Raw genomic sequence first — 21,666 nt, forward strand, 5'->3', positions numbered from 1 at the left:
CGGCTTCACCCCCGGCGCGCGGGCATGGTGACGACGAAGCCCGTGCTGCGGCCCAGATCGTCCAGTAGCCAGCCCATCCGTTTGGCCGTCCGCAGGATCAGTGCCGAGTCGACGATCGACAACGGGGCCAGGTCCTGTTCCAGATGTTCCTGCATCCGCATCGATTCCTCGATCGAGCGCATCCAGGTGGTCACCAGCAGGTTCGCCGGGCCGGGCAGGCTCGCGATCTGGCGGATCGCCGGGTTGGCCCGAAGCCGGTCCACACAGGTCGGCACGTGCGCGACGGGTACCTGGCACCACCAGTTGACGACGATCGGCGACGGGGTGAGCCCCTGCGCGATCTCGCAGCGGAACGTCAGCGCGTCGGCGGCGAGCAGATGGCCGAGCTGGCGCCGGACGGTCGACACCGGACGGCCGGTGAGCCGGGCGAGGTCCGCGGCGGTGCGGCGCCCGTCCTCGCCCAACGCGGCGGTCAGCGCGGAGTAAGGCTCCTGCCACGGCTGCAGCGCCGTCTGCCGCCCGCCCGCGCCGCCGGACGGCGGCAGCTGGGACAACGCCTGCACGCGCCCCCGGTCGAGCGCGCCCACCCGCCAGGAGCTGCCTTCGACGTGCAACCGGGACACCAGATGCGAACGGATGTTGAGGACACCGGGAAGCCCGGGGATCGCGTCCAGCAGCAGCGTGGACAGGTCGTGCATGCCGAGGCCGAACACGGTCAGCACCAGGCTGTACTCACGCGAAGCCTCCTCGATGCTGACCACCGACGGCCAGGTGGACAGCTCGCGGATGAGTTCCCGCACCTGACCGCTCGCGCAGCGGATCTCGACGTACGCGGCCTGGACCCGGGACTGCCCGGGCACGCGTGGGTACGCCGTCACCCAGGCTCCGCCTCCGTCGCGCAGCCGCTCCCATCGCCGCGCCAGCGTCACCGGCGACGAGCCGAGGGCGTCGCCCAGCTGCGCCCACGTGGCCCGGGGCCGTAGTTGCAGAGCGTGGATGAGCGAAAAGTCCTCCTCATCCAGCGAACCGATCACCATTTGTGCTTCCAGGGGCCGTTCGTTGAGCGATTCCGACAATTCTAGCCCGATATCGGACGTGGATTCGCACACTCGACGACCAAGACGCCGACGTCCGACGCAGAGGAGATCGACCGGTGGACCTTCACGACGACGCTCGAAGCCTGCAGGACGAGCTGGTCCGGTTGCGCAGCGACCTGCACCGCGAACCCGAGATCGGTCTCGACCTGCCCCGCACCCAGGAGCGGGTTCTGCGTGAACTCGACGGGCTCGGCCTGGAGGTCTCCACCGGGACCGACACGACGTCGGTGACCGCGGTGCTGCGCGGTGAAGGCACGCGCCGGGATGCGGCCCGGCCGCGCACGGTCCTGCTGCGCGCGGACATGGACGCCCTCCCGGTGGCCGAAGCGACCGGGCTGGACTTCGCCGCCACGAACGGCGCCATGCACGCCTGCGGCCACGATCTGCACACCACGTCGCTGGTCGGCGCGGCCCGGCTCCTGCACACCCACCGAGACCGGATCAACGGCGACGTCGTCCTGATGTTCCAGCCCGGCGAGGAGGGCTGGGACGGCGCCGGCGTGATGCTCCGCGAAGGCGTGCTCGACGCCGCGGGCAGGCGTGCCGACGCGGCCTACGGGCTGCACGTTTTCTCGTCCATGCTGCCCAGCGGGCAATTCGCCAGCCGTCCCGGCACGCTGATGTCAGCGTCGTACCGGCTGCTCGTCACCGTGCACGGTGAGGGCGGCCACGGGTCGATGCCGCACCGCGCCAAGGATCCGATCTCCGCGACCGCGGCGATGATCACCGCGTTGCAGACGATGGTCACCCGGCGGTTCGACATCTTCGACCCGGCGGTGCTCACCGTCGGCGTCATCCGCGGCGGCACCAAACGCAACGTCATCCCCGCCACCGCCGAATTCGAGGCCACCGTCCGCTGTTTCTCGGACGCCGCCGGCGCGCTGCTCGACACGGCGATCCGCGAGACGATCGACGGCGTCGCGCGGGCGCACGGCGTCACCGCCGACGTCGTGTTCGAAAGCGAGTACCCGGTCACCGTCACCGACGTCGACGAGACCGCGTTCGGCGCCGAGGTCGTCCGCGAGACGATCGGCGAGCAGTACTACACCGAACTGCCCAATCCCGTGGCCGGTTCCGAGGACTTCTCCCGGGTGCTGGCCGAGGTGCCGGGCACGTTCCTCGGGCTCGGTGCGCTGATGCCCGGGCTCGAGCCGGACACCGCCCCCAACAACCACAGCCCGTACGCCGATTTCGATCCGTCCGTGCTGTCCAGGGCCGCCACCGTCTACGCCGAACTCGCCGTCCGCCGTCTCGACCGCTTCGCCGAAGGAGCCACCCGATGAGCGTGACCGCGGGCAAGGACCGCCGCCGTACCCTCTTCGGGCTCGGCGCGGGCAACGCGATGGAATGGTTCGACTGGAACATCTACGCGACGTTCGCGTCGTTCTTCGCCGCACAGTTCTTCAACGCTCAGGACGAGGTCTCGGCGCTGCTGAGCACCTTGGCGGTCTTCGCGGTCGGCTTCGCCGCCCGGCCCCTCGGCGGTTTGGTCTTCGGCTGGATCGCCGACCGCAAAGGACGTCAGCTGTCGATGACGCTGACGGTCGCGCTCGCCGCCGGTGGCAGCCTCGTCATCGGCTTTTCCCCCACGTACGGCCAAATCGGCGTGTGGGCGTCGGTGATCCTCGTGGTGGCACGGCTGGGGCAAGGTCTCGCACACGGCGGTGAGCTGCCGTCGGCGCAGACCTACATCGCCGAGGTCGCCCCGCCCGACCGGCGCGGGCTGTGGTCGAGCCTGATCTACTTCTCCGGTACCTGCGGCGTGCTCGCGGGGACGCTGCTGGGCGCGGTCCTCTCCGGCGCGCTGAGCCATGAGCAAATGCTCTCCTTCGGCTGGCGGATCCCGTTCGTGCTCGGTGGCGTCTTCGGGCTCTACTCGCTCTACATGCGGCTGCGCATGCGGGAAACCGGGGTGTTCCTCGCCGAGACGGCCAAGGACGACGCCGCCGGGAAGAAGGCCGAGAAGGGCCGGATCTGGCAGACCATCAAGCAGAACCCGAAACTGCTCGTGCAGGTCGTCGGGCTGACCGTCGGGGCCACGGTCATCTACTACATGTGGGCCGTCGCCGCGCCGTCGTACGCGATCACCGTGCGCGGCGTCGACCCGACCGGTGCGCTGTGGGCAGGCGTGTTCGCGAACGTGATCTTCCTGATCGCCTTGCCGTTGTGGGGAAGGCTGTCCGACCGTATCGGCAGGAAACCGGTGCTGTTCATCGCGATCGCCGGGCTCCTCGTGCTGAGCTTCCCGCTGAACGCGATGGTCGGCGACCAGGCCTGGCAGTTGTTCCTGGCGATGTCGATCGCGCTGATCTTCATGGCCGGGTTCTCCTCCATCGGCCCGGCCGTCTACGCGGAGATCTTCCCGACCCGCATCCGGACCATCGGCGTCGGTGTGCCGTACTCGATCGCGGTCGCGGCCTTCGGCGGTACCGCGCCGTACCTGCAGACGCTCCTCGCCAAGAACGGCCACCCGTCGCTGTTCGTCGTCTACGGCATGGTGCTCATGGTCGTCAGCGCCTTGGTCGTCTTCACCCTCCCGGAAACCCGGGGCGTCGACCTGCACGAGAAGGCGGAGGCGGGAGTCGGGCCCAGGACCGTCGCCCGCTGACTACAGCCCGGAGGCACGGACCCGGTCCGGGGGTCCGCCGACCACGACGACGTCCAGGTCCGGGTTCGCCCGGATGCCGCCCGCGACCACCGACGGATCGATGAGCCCTTCGGTGTGCACGTGGTCGTCGGTCGGCACCCCGGTCACGTCGAAGAACGGCTCGAAGACGTCCGAGGTGAGCAGGCCGAGCAGCTGGGTGTTGTGCGCAGTGACGGCGAAGCTGTGCACGGCCCCGGCCGGCGCGTGCAGGAAGTCGCCGGGGGTCAGCAGGATCTCTTCGCCGTTGACCCACAGCCAGATCCGGCCGGAGAGGCACAGGAAGTTCTCGGTGTGCCGCCGGTGGAAATGCCGGATGACGTACGGTTGCGGCGCGGCGAGGGTGTTGACCGCGACGTAGTGGCCCCCGGTGTTGCGGCCGCGGGCAAGGAACGAGTTCACCGCGTCCGGCCAGCCCCGCCGCTCTCCGGTGCGGGAGCGCAGGAAATAGCCCTCGGTGCCCGCGGGCAGGGTGTCGTCCCATTCGGCGCTCGGGGCCACCAGGGGAAGGTCGTGCCGCGTCGCCATCGACGGAACTTCCCCGGTGACGTCGGCACCCGCCGCGTAGAGATGACGTTCGACGTTCGCTGTCCCGGCCAGTCCGTCCAGGGCGCCGCCGGGCGCGGAGTACTGGAGCACCTTCGTCAGGTGGCTCAGCATGCGGCAGGCCACCGGGGTTCCCGGTGGGACGTGCACGGAGTCGCCGGGGACCAGCACCCGGCTCTCACCCGGCAGCCAGAACTGAGCGCTGCCCTCGAAGACGTGGAAGGAGCGCTGGTGCCCGGTGAAGCTGTGGAACGGGATCTCCGCTCCCCGCGGGCCGAGCACGAACGCCGCGTCGAAAAGGCCGCCGGTGTCCCGCGCCCGCGCGATGACCGTCCACAGCAGACCCCCGGTTTCGAATCGCAGGCCTTCGCCGCTCGCCAGGTAGTAGGGGACCGGTTCGCCGGGAAGGGCGCCGACCACGGGCGCGAGTCCGTGCATGGTCTCCGTATCCGGACTGGTCACCGGTTTTCTCCTGTCGTGAGGTGCTTTCGGAAGAAGTCGTGGATGTCGGAGAAGCCGAACGCGGCCCGTTCGCCTTCCGCCGCCAGCCTGCCGTCGTCCATCACCTGGCCGAGTGCGACGTCGAGGCGGCCGGGAGGATTGAGGAAACCGTGGCGGTAGCCGTCGAGGAGGTGCAGCTCGCTCGGCACACCGGCGGCCACGAGCGCGGCGTGCAGGCGTTCGCTTTGCCGGTGGGACACCAGCACGTCGGCCGTGCCGTGGGAGAGCTGGAACGGTGGCGCCCCGGGGCTGATCCAGGTGAGCGGGCAGGCCGTTCGGGCCTGCTCCGGCAGCCGGGCGGGATGCCCGCCGAGCAACCGGGCCTCCGGAGTGGACTCCCCGTCGAGCCCCGGACGGGCCGCCTCCGCGTCGGCGACGACCTCGGCGAGATCGACCGGGGGATAGGACACCGCCACCGCTCGTACCGGTACGGCACCGCTTTCCCGCTCGCCCGGTACCTCGGCGAGATGCCCGGTGAGCCCGGCGAGCGCGGCCAGATGACCACCGGCCGACGCGCCCCAGAGCCCGACCGCGCCGGGGCGCAGGCCGTAGCGCCCGGCGTGTGCGTCCAGAAACCGCACGGCGGCGCGGACGTCGTGCCACTGGGCGGGAAACAACGCCTGGGACGAGAGCCGGTATTCGATGGCCGCCATCGCGCAGCCGGTGGCCACGGCGTGCCGTGCGAGGTCGGGGGCCAGTGTGCGGTCGCCGGTGAACCAGCCGCCGCCGTGCAGCCACAGCACCACCGGGACCGTGCCGCCGGTGACCGGGCGGTACAGGTCGAGCAGCAGGTCTCCGGTGTCCCGCCGGGCGAAGACGACGTCGGCGTCCACCCGGACCGCTTCGGACGGGGGCGCGGAACGAGGTGCCATGCCCGCAAGCTTCGTCGCCCGCACCGGGACTTACCAGCGCGATCGTCCGCACGATCGTCCGGCGGATCCGGATGATCAGCCCGCCACGCCGCCGAGTTCGACGGCGATCCGGACGAACCGCTCCAGCGCGCCGGAGCGGCGTTCCCGGCGCAGGTACAGGTAGGTCGTCACCGGTGGGGCGTCCGTGATGGGCACGAACGACAGGCCCGGACGCGCGTAGGTCTCGGGCGCGGATTCCCCGGCGACGTTGACGCCTTGCCCGGCGCCGCACAGTTCGAGCACCTCTTCGAAGTTCCTGGCGACCGGCAGCAACCGTGGGGTGACGCCGGCCTCGGTGAGTGGCGAAGTCCAGTGCCGCGCGGCTTCCTCGTCCTCGACGGACACGAAGGTCTCGCCGTCCAGCTCGGCCAGCCGTACCGATTCCCGCGCGGCGAGCGGATGCCGTCCGGGCACCACCAGCACGCACCGTTCCGCCCACAACGGCACCGATTCGAACGCGGGCACCGGATTCCGGCCGAGTTCGGCGACGAACGCGCAGTCCACCTCGCCCGCGGCGAGCGCGTCGTGACAGCCGACGAAACCGAGCTGCCGGATCTGCCACCGGACCTGCGGCAGCTCGTCGGCGACCGCCGCCATGATGCGGCGGAACCCCGGGCTGGAAACCATCAGGCCGACCCGGACGCTCGGCTCGTCGGCCGTCTTCCGTGCCCAGGCCAGTACCTCGTCCATGGCCGCGATCGCCTGCCGGGCCCGAGGCGCCAGCTCCCGGCCGTGGTCGGTCAGTTCGACGCTGCGGGAGGTGCGCTGGAACAACGTGCGGGCCAGCCGCCGTTCCAGCGCGGCGATCTGCTCGCTCACCGCGGACGAACTCAGATGCAGCCGGGCGGCGGCGCGGCCGAAATGACACTCCTCCGCCACGGCGAGGAAGCACCGGAGGTGATGAATGGTGAGGTCCATGGCCGTCCGCCGCTCAGGGAGCCGCGTGCCCGGTGGTGACCGCCGGGCGGGCGAGGTCGTCGGTTTCGGGCATCCGCGCTCTCCTCGGAGGAAGGCCGTGCCGGGTGCGCGGCGCCGGACTGGATTCCACCACCGAGACTATCCCCGGCGGTTCGCCTGCCGGACGCGACCAGGTTAGGCTGATCGGCCGAGTGATCATGCACACAGGAAACGGTGGGGTCGCTGGTGGAGGGTGTGACACCACGGTGGGTGGCGTCGCTGGCCCATCGCACGAGTTACGTCGGCCGCGAGCGGCTGGTCGCCGAGGCGGCCGAGTTGCTCGGCGCCGGGCCGGTCGTCACCTTGACCGGCGTGGGCGGGGTGGGCAAGACCCGGCTCGCCGGGATGGTCGCCGCCGCGGTCGACCATGACCGTCCCGACGGTGTGGCCTTCGTGGAGCTGGCCGAGCTGCGGGATCCGGATCTGCTGGCCAACGTGGTGGCCGAACGGCTGGGGGTCTACGACCAGTCGGCGCGGCCGCGGCTGGAAGTGCTCATCGAGGCACTGCGGTACCGGCGGCTCCTGCTGGTGCTGGACAACTGTGAGCATGTCCTGGCGGCCTGTGCCCGGTTCGTGACCGAGCTGGTGGCGGGATGCCCGAAGCTGGGTGTGCTCACCACAAGCCGTCAGTCCCTTGGGGTTTTCGGCGAACGCGTGCTGGCGGTGCCGCCGCTTTCCGTGCCCGGCCCCGACTGGGTCGGGTCGGCGGAGGAACTGGAGGGTTACGAGGCGCCGCGGTTGTTCGCCGACCGGGCTCGCGGCGTGCTGCCGTCCTTCGAGATCACCGAACACAACGTCCGCGAGATCGCCGCGATCTGCCGCAGCCTGGACGGCCTGCCGCTCGCCATCGAGCTGGCCGCCATCCGGCTGCGTGTGCTGTCGGTGACCCAGCTGCGCGTCCGGCTCGCCGACCCGCTGTCCCTGCTCACCAGGGGGAGCAGGGGCGGCCCGGCCCGGCATCAGACCTTGCGCGCGATGATCGAATGGAGTTACGACCTTTGCTCCGAAAGCGAGCAGCTGGTCTTGGCGCGCGCTTCGGTGTTCTCCGGTGGATTCGCGCTGGCGGCCGCCGAGGAGGTGTGCGCGGGCGACGGTGTCCGGGCCGAGGACATGCTCGACCTGGTGCACGAGCTGATCGACAAGTCGCTGCTGGTCAGCGCCGAGGAAGCCGACGGCGAGCTCCGCTACCGGATGCTCGAAACGTTGCGTGAATACGGTGCGGAGCGGCTGGCCGAGCTGGGCGGGACCGAGCGGGTGGCCCGGCTGCACCGTGACTGGTACGCGGGGTTCGCCGCCCGCTACGCGGAAGGCTGGATCGGCCCCGGCCAGGTGGAGTGGCTGCGGCGAGTGGCCCGTGAGCACGCGAACCTCCGGCGCGCGCTCGACTACTGCGCGACCACGCCGGGCGAAGGCGTCGCGGGCCTGCGGATGGTCACCCGGCTCGGGGTCTACTGGTCCGTGTGCGGGCTGCTCAACGAAGCACGCACCTGGCTGGTCAGACAGATGGCCGCCGCGCCGCCCGATACGCCGGAGTGGGCGTCGGGCCTTTTGCTCAGGGTCTGGTACGACGTCCTCGGTGGCGACATCGACGCCGCCGAGGCGGACGCGCGGGCCAGCGAGGAGCTGGTCAAGACCCTCCCGGACGAGGTCACCCGCGCTTACGGCGAGACCATCCGTGCCACGGCCGCCTTCTACTTCGGGGATGGGCCCGTCCACGGCTTCGACACCGCGCGGCACGTGTTCCGGCGGCACGGGATCCGTACCGCCGAGGTGTACACGGAAGTCCATCACCGGCAGGCCACCGCGTTCAACGGCGATCCCGGCACGGCCAGGGCGCTGTTGGCCGAAAGCATCGCGGCAGCGGAAGAAGTCGGTGAACTGTTCTGGCGGTCCTGGGACTGGTGGGCGCTGAGCGTCATCGAGGAAACCCACGGTGACCCGGAAGTCGCCGAGCGGGCCGCGCTGGAGGCGTTCCGGCTGCAGAACGTCCTCGGCAATCGGTCGGCAGAGCCGCATATGGTCTTCGCCCTCGGATGCGCGGTGGCCCACCGCAACGACATGGTGCGGTCGGCGACGCTGTTCGGGATCAGCGCCACGATGTGGTCCGCCATCGGCACGGATCCCCGGAATTACGGCCGGTTCTCCGCGCACGGAGCCGAGATGACGGAACGCGTCATCGACGCCCTCGGGCTGGACACGTTCAAACGGCACCATCGGCTCGGCCGCGCCTTCACCCATCAAGAGGCCACACGCTACGTCCTCGGGCAGCAGATCACCGTGCCCCGCGCACCCACCGGGCCGGACGACCCGCTGACCCCGCGGGAACACGAAGTCGCCGAGCTGGTCGCGCGCGGCCTGACGAACAGGCAGATCGCCGGTCAGCTGGGGATCGCGCCCCGGACCGCGGACACCCATATCGGCCACATCCTGACCAAACTCGGGTTCGCCTCACGCGCCCGGCTCGCGACCTGGGTCACCAGCAGGCGGGCGCATCGGTGACGACCCAGGTCGCGATCTGCGTCCGGTTGGTGAAGCCGAGCTTGGTCATGATGTGGTCGACGTGAGTGGAGGCGGTCCGCCGGCTGATGGCGAGCGTGTCGGCGATCCTCCGGTTGGTCATGCCCTGGGCGACCAGGTTGGCGACTTCGGTCTCGCGTCTGGTCAAGGGATGACGACCGCCGGTATGCGGCGAAGGGGTCTCGTCGGCGAGGGTGTAGGCGATGCTTTCGTGCGGGGGCATGGTGTACCCCGTGGTGAAGGCGGCCGCGGCGGCGTCGAGACCGAGCCGGGTGGTGACGGTTTCGGTGTCTTTCTGGATCGGGTCGGTGAAGGCCGCGTACCGGGCCGGGGACATGCCGATCGCCGCCCACATCGCCGTCGCCGCACCGAATACCGTCGCCGCCCGCCGGTGCTGCCCGGTGCGGGCGGCGACACCCGCGCTGACCGTGAGGACGAAGGCGAGGATGGCCTTGTCCTGCACCTCTTGTTCGAGCTGCAGGGTTTCTCGGCAGGCGGCCCGTGCTCTCTCGAGATCGCCGACGAGGTACTCGGTGGCGCCCAGCGACCGCAGTGCCCACGATCGCCAGAAGATCTCGCCGCGGGAGGCGTACTCGCCGACGCACTCACGCAGTATCCGGCGCCCGTGTTCGAGGTCGCCGGAAAGCCCGGTCGAGATGCCGAGGTTGAACCGTGCCCACAGCTCGCCGCTGAGATCACCCAGTTCGTGCTGCCGCGCACCGGATTCCGCGAAAAGGTCGGCGGCTTCGGCCATGCGGTCCGCGGTCAGTGCGTCGTAGCCGCGAACGAGCAGGAGGTAGGCCTTGACGGAGTCGTCGCGTTCCTGCTCGGCGGCTTGCGCCGTCTGTTCCAGCGCTGTCTCGTAGGCGGGACGATCCCCTTGGATCAAGGCCAGAAAGGTATAGGTGAGCAGGGCGTTCGCGCGTCCCGGGGCGTCCGGGCGAGCCGCGTCGAGCAGTTTGCCGAGGTGCAGCCTGCCCTCCGAGGTGAGGCCATGGATCAGCCAGAACTCTTTGATCTGGAACGCCATGGACATCCCGTCGACGGCGTCGTCCGGGTTCTCGCCGCAGAAGTCCAGTGCCGCCCGCAAGTTGGCGTGCTCGCGGTGCAGCCGCCGGCTCCAGCTCAGCTGATCCGGGCCGATCCATGCTTGCCCGCACTGCCTGCCGAGAGCCAGGTACCAGTCACTGTGGCGCCGCCGCATACGGGCCACGTCGCCCGCGGCGGCGAGCTTCTCGTGGCCGTACTGACGGATCGTCTCCGGGAGGCGGTACCACACGACATCGTCTCGTTCGTCGCGGATCAGGATCGACTTTTCGACCAGGCTGTCGATGAGCTCGAGCGTCTGTCCGGCCGTCAGCCCGGCGCCGGAGCACACCGCCCCCGCCGCATCGGCCTCGAATCCTCCGGAGAACACCGACGCCCGGGCCCAGAGCAGCCGTTCGGGCCCGGAGCACAGCTGATGGCTCCAGTCGATCGTCGCCCGGAGCGTGCCGTGCCGCTCCGGGCCGTGCCTCGTCGCGCTCGTGGTCAGCAGCGCGAGCTGTGTGTCCAGACGTTCGGTGATCTGCCGGATCGAGAGCGCGCGCAGCCGCACGGCGGCGAGTTCGATGGCGAGCGGCACACCTTCCAGGCGCTCGCAGAGCCGGGCCACGTCCTCGGCGTTGCTCTCGCCGATCTCGAACGAGGGCAGCACGGCCGAAGCCCGATCGGCGAACAAACGCACCGCGTCGACCGCCGGCAGTTCCCGCAGACCCATCCGCGGCCGGGGGACGGCGAGCGGAGGCACCGGCAAGACCTGCTCGTCGGCCGATTTCAAGGGATGCCTGCTGGTCGCCAGGATCGCCAAGCCCGGACACCGGGTCAGGAGGGTGCTCGCCAGCCGGGCGCAGCCGTCGGCCAGGTGCTCGCAGTTGTCCAGCACCAGCAGGGCGTGCCGATCGCGCAGCCAGTCGGCCAGCACCTCGACCGCCGGACGGGCAGAGCGATCCGTCAGCCCCAGCGCCTCGGCGACCGTGCTCGCCAGCAACGCCGGTTCGTTGAGATCCGCCAGCGCCACGAAGTACGCGCCGTCGGCGAATCCTGTCCGTTCCGAAGTCGCGAAATGCGCCGCGAGGCGGGATTTGCCGACTCCTCCAGGCCCGGTCAACGTCACCATCGGGCCGCTCCGGAAGATCTCCGACAGCCGAAGGAGTTCGGTCTTCCTGCCGACGAAGGTGGTCGACTCCGCCGGTACCCGTCCTGAGCCGCCGGAGGTGCTTGCCAGGCTCATTCCAGTCCCTTCTCGCTGCTGCGGCTCGCCGGGCGGAGGTGCCATTTTCCGGGGACGTCCTGCCTCTCGCAACTTTCGCCCGGATCCCGTGCGATCAGGCGGAGGGAATGTCGCGTTCGCCGAAGAGGGCCATAAGGGTGCGGAGGAACACGGGCGCCAGCTCGGGAATCGCCTCGGCGCCTTTCGTGTGGAGACACTGACGGATCAGGTCGGACATACCGCCGACCAGCAGATCGAATGCCTCGTCCGGTAGTTCCGGCCTGGTCGGGTCCTCCTTTCGCACCACGTGCTTGTAGGTGATGCGGTACAACTCGGCGATACGGGCGATCCGCCGGTGGTACATCGCGGCGATTTCCGGGCCGGCGGCCAGGCATTCGATCTGCAGCGTCCAGGTCGCCTTCGGCTGCGAAGCCATTTTCGCCAGGTATCGCTCCATCGTCAGCGTGACGGCGGCCCGCCAATCCAGATAGGAGAGTTCGCTCAGGGGTTCCGTGATCTCTCCCAGCGCCGTCGACGCTCCGGCCCGGAAAGCGGCGGCGAAACACGCTTGTTTGGTGGGAAACAGGGCGTAGAACGTCTGACGCGACACTCCGGCCCGCTCGACGATGTCGGCGATCGTGGTCGCCCCGTACCCCTTCTCCGCGGCGACCTCCAGGAAGCCGACCAGGATCCGCGCCCGTTGCGACGCCGCGACCTCTTCCGCGGTGAGTCCGTGCCGGCTCGGCAGCCGCTGTCCCACCGTGGCGAGGGCTTCCACACCGGTCAAGGACGGCCGCTCACTCATGGCACCACCTTCTCATCGAGCACCTCGAACGAGCGCGGCCCGGCGGCGCTGTCTTGTGCCGTCGTTGACACCGCGAGGCCGGGAAACTGTGCTCTCCACCCGAGATCGTGACCAAGCATATCGACGCCCCTTGCCGGGACTTTTGGAGAACGCTAGCGTACGCGGAGTACGGACAAGTACTTGAAACTCTTTCAGAGTCGGGCGTCCGGATTTTTCCTTTGTGCGTGGACCACTCCGGTCGGTCGCGGTCACCTCCAGGAGGCGTCATGGACGCGTCGGATCCGACGGCGGACAACATCGACAGCCGGCTGAAGGCGCCACAGACACCGGGCAAGAACCTGCATCCCGCGGTACGAGACGGCCTTTTCGCGCCACTCGTCCTGGCTTGTGCGGTGGTGTTCCTCGTGCTGTACCTGGGCAGCGGTGCGACCGACGTGTGGTTCGCGTGGACCATGGCGAGTCCCCTCACCGCCACGACCGTCGGCGCCGGTTTCGGCGCCGCGGTCGTGCTCTTGTTCCTCGCCGCGTTGGAACCGGGATGGACGAACGCCCGCATCGCGAGTTTCGCGCCACTGGTGATGGCCGCCGGAAGCCTGGTCGTGACCAAGCAGTATCAGGCGGAGCTGAACCCGCCGCGCGAGCTGGCCATCGCCGGGACGGCCTTCAGCGTGCCCGTCCCTGACATCTGGTTGATCGCTCTAGGGATCACGGTCCTGCTCACGGTGCTGACCGTGCCCGCGCAGCTTCTTCGCCGTGTCGATGTCGATGGCGTCGCGGTCGTGACGCCGATGCCCGTGTGGGCACGTGTCTTCGCGGGGATCGAGGGGATCGGGTTGCTCGCCGCCGGGATCGGGGCCACGGTCCGAACTGACTCCTACATCTCGTGGTGGCCATGGCCGGTGAGCGCACTCGACCTGCGTGAGTTGTCCGTCTGGTTGGTCACCTTGGGGCTGCTCATCGTGTACGCGGTGGCGGTCGGTGATCTCCGGCAGGCGGCGGCAGGGCTCGCGGCGCTGGTCGTGTTCGGCCTGCTGGCCCTGGCCGGGGTCCTGCGGTACTGGGGTGACGTGCGGTGGGGATCGCAGGGGGCGCCGATCGTCGTCGCGGCCATGGTCTTGCTGCTCGGCACCGGCTTCTTCGGGTTGGTGCTGCTGGGTTTGGCGCGTGTCGTGCGTCCGGTACTGACCGCGGTGACCGCCGCCGGGCCCGGCCGTCCGCCGTCGGAGGCGTCGGCGTGGGAGCTCGCACGCGGCATCCGGTCGAAGATCACGCCTCATGACGACCGGGGCTTCTTCGGCCCGGAGTCGGTGACCTGGAAGGTGTGGACCTACCCGACTTCGCTCACCGTGGGTTTCCAGCGCGCTGTCGTCGTCGAGGAGCTCGATCCGGCGCTGGTCGCCGCCGTCGACAAGACCAGGGCACTGAGGACCCGCTCGCACACGCGCTACGACCGGACCCTGCGCTATTTCGCGATGGTCGCCTTCGCCGGTACCCGCGTCACCATGAAGGCGTCGGACATCCTGGTGAAGGTCCATTCGACCGGGGTGGGTGTCGACCCGGTCACCGGAAAGCGTTACGACGCCAACGATCCAGCGTCACAGCTGTGGATCCATCTGACGGCATGGCACTCGATCCTCTACGCCTACGAGAAGTACGGGCCGGGAAAGCTCAGCGCGGAGGACGAGGCTCGCTATTGGGCGGATTGCGCGACCGCGGCCGAACTCCAGACCTGCGACCCGGCGGAGATCCCCCGCGACCGCGACGGCGTCCGTGCCTACTTCGAACGCATGCGCCCGCAGCTGATCGGCTCGCCCGTCGCGCGTTCGACCATGGAACACCTCCTGCACGCCGAGGTGATGTTGCCCCCGATGCCGCCGGCGTACTGGCCCGTCGTCTTGGTCGTCACCCGTACCCTGCGCGTCGCGACCATCGCGTCGATGCCGCACTGGATGCGGGATCTGGCGGGGATCCGGCAGAGCCGCCTGCTGGACGCGTTGGTGGTACCGGTCATGCGGCTCTCGTTCCGGTTCGTCCGCATGAGCGGCTGGCTCCAGCTGGCCGCCCTGCGCCTGCTGTCACCTTCGACCCTGCCGATCGTGGCGCCGGTGCTGCTCGGCATCGCGCCCGCCACGGAAGAAACCCTCACTCCCGCCCAAGCCCGTGAACGGTACGGCTACCCGCCGCCCGCGCTGGCGCACCTCGAACTGAGGGCCGGACAGCGTGAACGGGTGTTCAAGGAGAATCGTCCGCCCGACGACGTCGGCCTCGTGGAGTCCGAGCCGATCCTCGGTACCCGCTGATCCGTATGGTCCGCCCCTGACCGGCGGCACGACTCAGATCGTCGGCGGAGACTTTCCTCAGCGGCCGCTCCGGGCTTTGCCGGTCCGCCGTGATCGTCGCGACGCGGCGGGCCGGAATCGCACCGCCAAGCAGACGAAGAACCAGCACAGGAGGAAGATCAACGCGCCGCGCGGGCTCCGGCCGACCGGCGGATACCCGGAAACAGGTGGTGCGGTCCGGTGCACGACGATCTCGTCCACCGTCCGCGCGAACACGGGCGAATTCGCGATCAAGCGAGTGAAGGTCCGAGTGCTCAGCCGAAGCACGGTGACCGGTGTCGCCGCGGAAACGGTTGCCGTGCGAAGAGTGCCTTGCTGCAGTGAAATCTCCCCGACGAGGCTGCCCGGCCCCAGGGCCGCGGTGAGGTCTCTGCCGCACCAGACGGCCAATTGCCCTTCGAGCAGAATATAGGCGACATCGCCGGGGGTGCCCTCGGATATCAACGGCCACCCTTGAGGAAGGGTGACCTTGCGCCCGTATCGCAGGATCCGGCTGACTTCTTCGGCGGGAAAGCGTTGAAAGAAAGGCAATTCGGCGATTCCGGCCGGGAATTCGTTTTCTTTCATTCTGTCGTGTCCCTGAGTGTTCCGCTCGTGAGGATGCGAAAGTCCTCCAGGATGTTTCCTCGCCGGGATCCGCGACAAGTGACCCCCTGTGGTGAAGGATCGACCACCGGGAGTGGTGTGTCAACGGGAGTGAAAAGAATTGTCAACCGGGGGAGAATCCGACTGGCGGATCCTCGGGTGCACGGTACAAGTACGACGCCCGGCCGCGGCTCAGCACCTCGTGTCGCGGCGGGCCTCGGACAGGCGTGCGGGGCGGTCGGCGAGCGGGCCGCCGGAACGGAGCAGCGTTTCCAGGGTTTCCAGTGGTTCGGGGACGACGGTGTACCAGCTCCAGGTCCCGCGGCGTTCCCGCTCGAGGATGCCGGCGGAGACGAGGACCCGCAGGTGGTGGCTCAGTGAGGGCTGGGGCATGTCGAATTCCTCGGCCAGGTCGCAGAAGCACGCCTCGCCGCCGGGGGAGTACCGCACGAGCGACAGCAGCCGGATCCGCACTGGGTCCGACAGGGCCTTGAACAGCTTCGCGGCCGCGTCGGCGTCGTCCGGCGCGACGACCGCGGCGGGCTCGGCCATCAGGAGCGTCACCGGGACCGGCTTCCTGGTGCGGGCGTTCTCGCTCGCCACGCGTCCCTCCTCCGTCCAGGGGGTCCTGTCCCGGACCACCATACCCGCTGAATTGACAAAGCTCGATCCAAGCTCTTCAATTGCATCGGCGGACTTCGATCCAGCCGCCGTGCTTCGAGGGAGTCGTCATGACCCATGGCAAGCGATACCTGGCTGGGACGTGCCCGATGAACACCCCTTGAGGAAGGAACGAAGATGACCCGCGCACCCCAGGTGCTGTTCGTCTGCGTGCACAACGCCGGTCGCTCCCAGATGGCCGCCGCGCTGCTGCAGCACTATTCGCTCGGCCGGATCGCCGTCCGGTCCGCGGGTTCGGAGCCCGCCGAGATGGTGAACCCGGCCGCGGCCGCGGCACTCGCGGAGTGGGGATTGGACATCACCGCCGAGGTGCCGAGCAAGCTGTCCACCGAGGACGTCGAGGCTTCCGACGTGGTGATCACCATGGGCTGCGGTGACACGTGCCCGGTGTTCCCCGGCAAGCGATACCTCGATTGGCCGCTGGAAGACCCGGCGGGTCAGGGAGTGGCGGCGGTGCGCCCGATCCGGGACGAGATCGACCGCCGCGTCCGCGGCCTCGTCGCCGAAATCCTCGACGCCTGACCCCCGCCTCCCCGTATTCCCGGAGACCAGCACCGTGACTCAAGCCACCGACAAGGCCGAGGCCGACGTCCTGCACAAACTGTCCTTTTTGGACAGGTTCCTCCCCGTCTGGATCATCGTCGCGATGGGGGCCGGTCTGCTGCTTGGCAGCGTGATCCCCGGTCTGCAGGGCGTGCTGGACGCGGTGAAGATCGGACAGGTGTCGCTGCCGATCGCGCTGGGACTGCTGCTGATGATGTACCCGGTGCTGGCGAAGGTCCGCTACGACAAGCTCGACACCGTGACCAAGGACAAGCGCACGATGGTGCTTTCCCTGGTGCTGAACTGGATTCTCGGCCCGGCGCTGATGTTCGCGCTCGCGTGGCTGATGCTGCCCGACCTGCCGGAGTACCGGACCGGGCTGATCATCGTCGGCCTCGCCCGGTGCATCGCGATGGTGATCATCTGGAACGACCTCGCCTGCGGCGACCGTGAGGCCGCCGCGGTGCTGGTCGCGCTGAATTCGGTCTTCCAGGTGATCATGTTCGGGGTGCTCGGCTGGTTGTACCTCGACCTGCTGCCCGGCTGGCTGGGCCTGGACACCACGAGTATCGACTTCTCGCCGTGGGAGATCGCGCTCAGCGTGATCATCTTCCTCGGGATCCCGCTCGCCGCCGGCTACCTCACGCGCCGTATCGGGGAGCGGAGCAAGGGCCGCGACTGGTACGAGGGCACGTTCCTGCCCAAGATCGGCCCGATCGCGCTCTACGGCCTGCTGTTCACCATCGTGATCCTGTTCGCCCTGCAGGGCGACAACATCACCTCCCGCCCGCTCGACGTCGCCAGGATCGCGCTGCCGCTGCTGGTGTACTTCGCGATCATGTGGATCGGCGGCTACCTGCTGGGCAAGGCGTCCGGTCTCTCCTACGAGCGCACCACGACGTTGGCATTCACGGCCGCGGGCAACAACTTCGAACTCGCGATCGCCGTCGCCATCGGCGTCTTCGGCGTCACCTCCGGGCAGGCGCTTGCCGGGGTCGTCGGCCCGCTGATCGAAGTACCCGTTCTGGTCGCGCTCGTGTACGTCAGCCTCTGGTTGCGCAAGCGCTGGACAGCGAAAGCGCCCGCGGAGTGACCGGAGCCGCGCGGGTAGTGGTCATCGGCGGGGGCCAGGCCGGTCTCGCCGCGGGCTACCACCTGCGCCGCGCCGGACTGGACTTCGTCATCCTCGACGCCCAAGCCCAGCCGGGCGGCGCATGGATCCACGGCTGGGACTCGCTGCGCCTGTTCTCCCCGGCACGGCACAGTTCACTGCCGGGATGGCCGATGCCGCCTTTCCCGGGGCCCGGGTATCCGACCGCCGAGCACGTCGCCGAGTACCTCGCCGCGTACGAGAAGCGCTACGAACTCCCGGTCCGCCGATCGGAGACGGTGACCGCCGTATCCCGGGACGGCGACGGATTCCGCGTGAGCACCGACTCGGGGGACTGGAGCGCCGGGGCGGTCGTCAGCGCCACCGGCACCTGGTGGCGGCCCTTCCTGCCCCTGGTTCCCGGCGGGTTCACCGGCCGTCAGCTGCACACCGTGGACTACCGGTCGCCGGAGGAGTTCGCGGGCAAGGACGTCGTGGTGGTCGGGGGCGGGAACTCCGGCGCCCAGATCGCCGCCGACCTGGCGGGCGTGGCGAACCTGACCTGGGTCACCCGCCGTCCACCCCGGTATCTGCCCGACCACATCGACGGCAAGGCCCTCTTCGACGTCGCGACCCGCCGCCGCCAAGCCCTCGAAACCGGGCAGACCGACACGGGTGGGGTCGCCGGGCTCGGCGACATCGTCGCCGTCCCGCCCGTCCGCGAAGCACGCGACGCCGGACTGCTGCGGCCGCGCGAGATGTTCGTGCGACTCGACGACGATGGTCCTGTGTGGACAGACGGCACACGGCGGCATGCCGACGTGGTCATCTGGTGCACCGGCTTCCGCCCAGCGCTGAGCCACCTCGCGCCGTTGCGGCTGCGGACCACCCGCGGCCGGATCCAGACCGAGGGCACTCGTGCCGTGGCCGAGCCCCGGCTGCACTTCCTCGGCTACGGCGATTGGACCGGGCCCGCGTCGGCCACGCTGATCGGTGCCGGTATGACCGCCCGCGCCGCCGTCACCGACCTCAAGGCCGTGCTGGAGTGACCCGTCAGCGGAGACCCGATGACGACGCCGCCGAGCATTCGGGTGCCGACCGCGGACCACGGTCGTGGCCCATGGTGTTCTGTTCGGGAGCCGCGATCGGCCTGCTCGGCGGGATGATCGGTCTCGGCGGCGCGGAGTTCCGGCTGCCCGTGCTGATCAGCCTTTTCGGGTTCGTCGCCTTGCAGGCGGTGATCTTGAACAAGGCGATGAGCCTGATCGTGGTGCTCACCGCGCTACCGGCCCGTCTGGTGGCCGTACCCCTCGGCGACGCGGCTCCGCACTGGCCGATCGTGGTGAACCTGTTGTGCGGCAGCCTGCTGGGCGCGTGGCTCGGCGCGTCCTGGGCCACCCGCCTGCGTTCGGCGACGCTGTACCGGCTGCTCGCCGTGTTGCTCCTCGTCATCGCCGCGGCGCTGGCGTGGAATCACCTCGGCGAGGTGGGTACGGTGTCGCTCCCACCGGTCGCCAGGGCCGCGGCGGGGCTCGGCGCCGGTGTCGCGATCGGGATCGTCGCGGCGCTCATGGGCGTCGCCGGAGGCGAGCTGCTCATCCCGACGATCGTTCTGCTGTACGGAGCGGACGTCAAACTCGCCGGGTCGCTCTCGCTCGCGGTGTCGTTGCCGACGATGCTCGTCGCGTTCGCCCGGTACAGCCGTGATCGGAGCTTCCAGGTCCTGCGAGCCAACACCTCCTTCGTCGCCGTCATGGCACTGGGCTCCGTCGTCGGAACAGTGCTCGGGGGCCTGCTGCTCGATGTCGTGCCGGGCGCGGTGCTGATCCCGGTTCTGATCGCCTTGCTGCTGTTGTCGGCGGTCAAGGTGTGGCGTCACGACTGATGTCACACCTTGACCGAGGCGGGTCAGCCGACCGGCTGGCAGCAGCGTTTTCCGATGCTGACACGGTTTCCGGTCAGTTTCCGCAGGACGTAGCGGGCGTCGCGGCCGACGCCGCGCAGGGTGGCGGAGGCGAAGCTGCGCTGCCATTCCAGCCCGACGTAGGCGAGGCCGGGGTGGGTGGTGGACAGGCCGCGATCCTGCAGCGGGCGCCCGTCGGAGGCGAGGGCGCCGAGGGGGTCCAGGTAGGACAGTTCGGGCCGGAAGCCGGTGGCGAACAGGATGGTGTCGATGCGTTCGCGGGTTCCGTCCGGCCATTGCACGGTGTCGCCGTCGATGGTGGTGAACATGCGCCGCTGGTCCGGTTTTCCGCTGAGGATGGCGGCTTTGTAGCTGCCGGGGTCGTTCACCGCGGTGGCGGGCGGGCTCTTCAGCAGGTGCCCGATCGGCAGGTGGTCGAAGCCGACGGCGGCGGACCAGAAATGCACGTCCTTCCCTAACGGCCGTTGCGGCGCGAACTTCACCGGTGCCCGGTTGGCGAGGGTGACGTGGGCGTGGCCGGCGAGTTCGGTGGCGATCTGGACGGCGGAGTTTCCCGCGCCGACGACGATGACGCGCTGCCCGGCGAACGGTGTGGGGTTTCGGTATTCGCCACTGTGCAGGACGTGTCCGGTGAAGGTGTCCAAACCGGACAGTTCCGGTCGGTGGGGGCGGGAGAAGCCGCCGGACGCGGCGATGACGATCGGTGCGGTCAGCGCGGTTTCCCCGGTGGCGTGCACGGTGAACGCGCCGTTGTCCTGGGTCACGGCGTCGACCCGGTGCCCGGTGCGGATCTCGGTGTCGAGGCATCCGGCGTAGCGGCGGAGGTAGTCGACGACTTCGTCGCGGTGCGGGTAGTGGTCGGGGTCGTCGGGGAAGGGCAGGCCGGGGAGGCTGCTGTAGCGGGCGGGGGAGAAGAGGGCCAGGGAGTCGTAGTAGCGGGGCCAGGATCCGACCGGTTCGGGACCGGCTTCGAGGATCACCGGGGTGAGGCCCTGTGTGCGGGCGGCGTAAGCGGCGGCGAGACCGGCCTGGCCGCCGCCGACGATGATCACGTCGTGGTCGTTCATGAGTTCCTTCCGGAATGAGGTGTCGCCGCGAGGGCGAGAACGGCGGCGGCCACCGTGACGGCGGCGAGCACGAGGAAGGTCGGCGAGTATCCGCCGATGCCGCTCGCGATGGCCGCGCCTGCCCAGGGGGCGAGGGCGACGGTGATGGTCAGTGGTGCTTGGAGCAGGGCGTTGAGGCGGCCGTAGTGGGTGGTTCCCCAGCGGTCGGCCACGGCGGTGGCTTGCAGGAGTGTGAACACGCCGCGGGCCATGCCGGCCATGACCGCGGCGGCGATCAGCCCGGCCTTGGTGGTGAGCAGCCCCAGCACGGCCGTGGTCACGGCGGCGGAGAGGAACACGATCGCGGTCCGGGTCCGTACCGTGGTCAGCCGGGTGAGCGCCGTATACCCAAGGCGCCCCAGCACCTGCCCGGCGCCGCCGAGGCCGAGCGCGATCGCGGCTGTCGTGCTGCTGACGCCGCGTTCGGTGAGCAGGGGTACGAGGTTGATCACTCCGGCGTAGACGGCGAACGCCGCCAGGCTGAACGCGATCACCAAGCCCCGGAACGGGATGCTCCGCGCGATCCGCGCGGGGTCGCTGTGAACCGGATGAGTGCCTGAGGGCGGCCACGGTCCGCGTAGGCCCCACAGGTGCGCGGGGATGGTGACGACGGCCAGTACGGCGGCGAGGACCAGGTAGGTTTCCCGCCAGTCCAGGTGCGCGGTGAGCAGCGCGGTCAGTGGCGCGAACACCGTGCTCGCCAAGCCCGCGGCGAGGGTGAGCACGGTCAGCGCGAACACCCGCCGCTCGCCGTACCAACGGGTCAGGGCGGCGAACGCGGGCGGGTACAGCACCGCGCCCATCGCGACCCCGGCCAGCAGCCACGCCCCGGTGAACCAGACCAGGTTCTGCGCCAGCGCGACGGCGACGACCGCGGGCACCGCCACTACCGACCCGGCCGTCATCACCGAGCGGGGACCCCTGCCGTCGAGCCATCGCCCGACCGGGATCCCAGTCAGCGCGGCGACGACCTGCCCGGCCGAGAACGCCGCGACCACCCAGGCCGTCGACCAGCCCGTCGTGTGGCTGATTTCCGGTGCCAGGACGGGAAAGGCGTAGAAGAGGATGCCCCAGCTGGTGATCTCGGTGACGCAGAGCACGGCCAGCACGCGGTGCAGCCCGGACGTGGACAGCCCGGGCTGCGCCGCGGCGGTCGCGATCGGCACAGC

18 protein-coding genes are annotated in these 21,666 nt (G+C 69.7%); 8 read left to right on the forward strand and 10 right to left on the reverse strand.

Annotated features, from left to right (window positions below; translation table 11 throughout):
* Window positions 1-5: 5 nt before the first annotated feature.
* On the reverse strand, window positions 6-1,037 hold the full coding sequence (locus ACFWIW_RS21490) for an Lrp/AsnC family transcriptional regulator (protein ID WP_378370049.1): 1,032 nt from the start codon (window positions 1,035-1,037) through the stop codon (window positions 6-8).
* A 116-nt stretch (window positions 1,038-1,153) separates the two neighbouring features.
* Here ACFWIW_RS21490 and ACFWIW_RS21495 point away from each other — a divergent pair, with 116 nt between their 5' ends.
* Both ACFWIW_RS21495 and ACFWIW_RS21500 read left to right on the forward strand, forming a co-directional pair.
* A complete protein-coding gene (locus tag ACFWIW_RS21495; RefSeq protein WP_378370050.1) occupies window positions 1,154-2,380 on the forward strand; it encodes a M20 family metallopeptidase in 1,227 nt (408 codons plus the stop codon).
* Window positions 2,377-3,705 carry an MFS transporter gene (locus ACFWIW_RS21500; RefSeq protein ID WP_378370051.1) on the forward strand — a complete coding sequence of 443 codons (1,329 nt, stop codon included), beginning with the start codon at window positions 2,377-2,379 and terminating at the stop codon, window positions 3,703-3,705. The genes ACFWIW_RS21495 and ACFWIW_RS21500 overlap by 4 nt, the downstream gene beginning before the upstream one ends.
* Here the strand turns inward: ACFWIW_RS21500 and ACFWIW_RS21505 are convergent, their stop codons facing one another.
* From ACFWIW_RS21505 to ACFWIW_RS21515, 3 genes are all read right to left on the reverse strand, one after another.
* A complete protein-coding gene (locus ACFWIW_RS21505) occupies window positions 3,706-4,749 on the reverse strand; it encodes a quercetin 2,3-dioxygenase (protein ID WP_378370052.1) in 1,044 nt (347 codons plus the stop codon).
* Window positions 4,746-5,660 carry an alpha/beta hydrolase fold domain-containing protein gene (locus ACFWIW_RS21510; RefSeq protein ID WP_378370053.1) on the reverse strand — a complete coding sequence of 305 codons (915 nt, stop codon included), beginning with the start codon at window positions 5,658-5,660 and terminating at the stop codon, window positions 4,746-4,748. The genes ACFWIW_RS21505 and ACFWIW_RS21510 overlap by 4 nt, the downstream gene beginning before the upstream one ends.
* Window positions 5,661-5,735: 75 nt before the next feature.
* On the reverse strand, window positions 5,736-6,617 hold the full coding sequence (locus ACFWIW_RS21515; RefSeq protein WP_378370054.1) for a LysR family transcriptional regulator: 882 nt from the start codon (window positions 6,615-6,617) through the stop codon (window positions 5,736-5,738).
* Between the two features lie 234 nt (window positions 6,618-6,851).
* Here ACFWIW_RS21515 and ACFWIW_RS21520 point away from each other — a divergent pair, with 234 nt between their 5' ends.
* Complete coding sequence (locus ACFWIW_RS21520; protein ID WP_378370055.1) at window positions 6,852-9,155, forward strand: ATP-binding protein; 2,304 nt, start codon at window positions 6,852-6,854, stop codon at window positions 9,153-9,155.
* On the opposite strand, the gene ACFWIW_RS21525 is transcribed toward ACFWIW_RS21520, so the two are convergent.
* Complete coding sequence (locus ACFWIW_RS21525; RefSeq protein ID WP_378370056.1) at window positions 9,130-11,445, reverse strand: ATP-binding protein; 2,316 nt, start codon at window positions 11,443-11,445, stop codon at window positions 9,130-9,132. The genes ACFWIW_RS21520 and ACFWIW_RS21525 overlap by 26 nt on opposite strands.
* A gap of 94 nt (window positions 11,446-11,539) precedes the next feature.
* Window positions 11,540-12,229: a TetR/AcrR family transcriptional regulator gene (locus ACFWIW_RS21530; protein WP_378370057.1), complete on the reverse strand. Its 690-nt coding sequence runs from the start codon at window positions 12,227-12,229 to the stop codon at window positions 11,540-11,542.
* Between the two features lie 266 nt (window positions 12,230-12,495).
* On the opposite strand from ACFWIW_RS21530, the gene ACFWIW_RS21535 reads away from it, so the two are divergent.
* Window positions 12,496-14,529: an oxygenase MpaB family protein gene (locus ACFWIW_RS21535; RefSeq protein WP_378370058.1), complete on the forward strand. Its 2,034-nt coding sequence runs from the start codon at window positions 12,496-12,498 to the stop codon at window positions 14,527-14,529.
* A 57-nt stretch (window positions 14,530-14,586) separates the two neighbouring features.
* Here the strand turns inward: ACFWIW_RS21535 and ACFWIW_RS21540 are convergent, their stop codons facing one another.
* The gene (locus ACFWIW_RS21540; protein ID WP_378370059.1) at window positions 14,587-15,213 is read right to left on the reverse strand and encodes a Crp/Fnr family transcriptional regulator; all 627 of its coding nucleotides are present in this window, start codon (window positions 15,211-15,213) and stop codon (window positions 14,587-14,589) included.
* A gap of 132 nt (window positions 15,214-15,345) precedes the next feature.
* Window positions 15,346-15,756, reverse strand: a complete 411-nt coding sequence (locus tag ACFWIW_RS21545; RefSeq protein WP_378370060.1) for an ArsR/SmtB family transcription factor — start codon at window positions 15,754-15,756, stop codon at window positions 15,346-15,348.
* A 195-nt stretch (window positions 15,757-15,951) separates the two neighbouring features.
* Between ACFWIW_RS21545 and ACFWIW_RS21550 the strand changes: the two genes are divergently transcribed.
* From ACFWIW_RS21550 to ACFWIW_RS21565, 4 genes are read left to right on the forward strand one after another with little or no spacing between them, the layout of a single operon-like run.
* Window positions 15,952-16,356 (forward strand): arsenate reductase ArsC, encoded by a 405-nt coding sequence (locus ACFWIW_RS21550; RefSeq protein WP_378370061.1) that lies wholly within the window; start codon window positions 15,952-15,954, stop codon window positions 16,354-16,356.
* A 34-nt stretch (window positions 16,357-16,390) separates the two neighbouring features.
* On the forward strand, window positions 16,391-17,470 hold the full coding sequence (gene arsB, locus ACFWIW_RS21555; RefSeq protein ID WP_378370062.1) for an ACR3 family arsenite efflux transporter: 1,080 nt from the start codon (window positions 16,391-16,393) through the stop codon (window positions 17,468-17,470).
* Window positions 17,467-18,516, forward strand: a complete 1,050-nt coding sequence (locus ACFWIW_RS21560; RefSeq protein WP_378370063.1) for an ArsO family NAD(P)H-dependent flavin-containing monooxygenase — start codon at window positions 17,467-17,469, stop codon at window positions 18,514-18,516. Before arsB ends, ACFWIW_RS21560 begins: the two co-directional genes overlap by 4 nt.
* Window positions 18,513-19,352, forward strand: a complete 840-nt coding sequence (locus tag ACFWIW_RS21565; protein WP_378370064.1) for a sulfite exporter TauE/SafE family protein — start codon at window positions 18,513-18,515, stop codon at window positions 19,350-19,352. Before ACFWIW_RS21560 ends, ACFWIW_RS21565 begins: the two co-directional genes overlap by 4 nt.
* Before the next feature lie 23 nt (window positions 19,353-19,375).
* Here the strand turns inward: ACFWIW_RS21565 and ACFWIW_RS21570 are convergent, their stop codons facing one another.
* Together ACFWIW_RS21570 and ACFWIW_RS21575 are read right to left on the reverse strand one after the other, a co-directional pair.
* Complete coding sequence (locus ACFWIW_RS21570; RefSeq protein WP_378370065.1) at window positions 19,376-20,458, reverse strand: flavin-containing monooxygenase; 1,083 nt, start codon at window positions 20,456-20,458, stop codon at window positions 19,376-19,378.
* Window positions 20,455-21,663, reverse strand: coding sequence for an MFS transporter (locus ACFWIW_RS21575; protein ID WP_378370066.1), 1,209 nt, complete (start codon window positions 21,661-21,663; stop codon window positions 20,455-20,457). The genes ACFWIW_RS21570 and ACFWIW_RS21575 overlap by 4 nt, the downstream gene beginning before the upstream one ends.
* Between the last annotated feature and the right edge of the window lie 3 nt (window positions 21,664-21,666).

Origin of the sequence: Amycolatopsis sp. NPDC058340 (assembly GCF_042723975.1) — a bacterium.
Lineage (GTDB): Bacteria > Actinomycetota > Actinomycetes > Mycobacteriales > Pseudonocardiaceae > Amycolatopsis.

Coding starts and splice junctions, on each gene's coding strand:
- ACFWIW_RS21490 (WP_378370049.1), bottom strand. CDS start 1,037: ATGGTGATCGGTTCGCTGGATGAGGAGGACTTTTCGCTCATCCACGCT.
- ACFWIW_RS21550 (WP_378370061.1), top strand. CDS start 15,952: ATGACCCGCGCACCCCAGGTGCTGTTCGTCTGCGTGCACAACGCCGGT.
- ACFWIW_RS21500 (WP_378370051.1), top strand. CDS start 2,377: ATGAGCGTGACCGCGGGCAAGGACCGCCGCCGTACCCTCTTCGGGCTC.
- ACFWIW_RS21530 (WP_378370057.1), bottom strand. CDS start 12,229: ATGAGTGAGCGGCCGTCCTTGACCGGTGTGGAAGCCCTCGCCACGGTG.
- ACFWIW_RS21525 (WP_378370056.1), bottom strand. CDS start 11,445: ATGAGCCTGGCAAGCACCTCCGGCGGCTCAGGACGGGTACCGGCGGAG.
- ACFWIW_RS21515 (WP_378370054.1), bottom strand. CDS start 6,617: ATGGACCTCACCATTCATCACCTCCGGTGCTTCCTCGCCGTGGCGGAG.
- ACFWIW_RS21535 (WP_378370058.1), top strand. CDS start 12,496: ATGGACGCGTCGGATCCGACGGCGGACAACATCGACAGCCGGCTGAAG.
- ACFWIW_RS21510 (WP_378370053.1), bottom strand. CDS start 5,660: ATGGCACCTCGTTCCGCGCCCCCGTCCGAAGCGGTCCGGGTGGACGCC.
- ACFWIW_RS21570 (WP_378370065.1), bottom strand. CDS start 20,458: ATGAACGACCACGACGTGATCATCGTCGGCGGCGGCCAGGCCGGTCTC.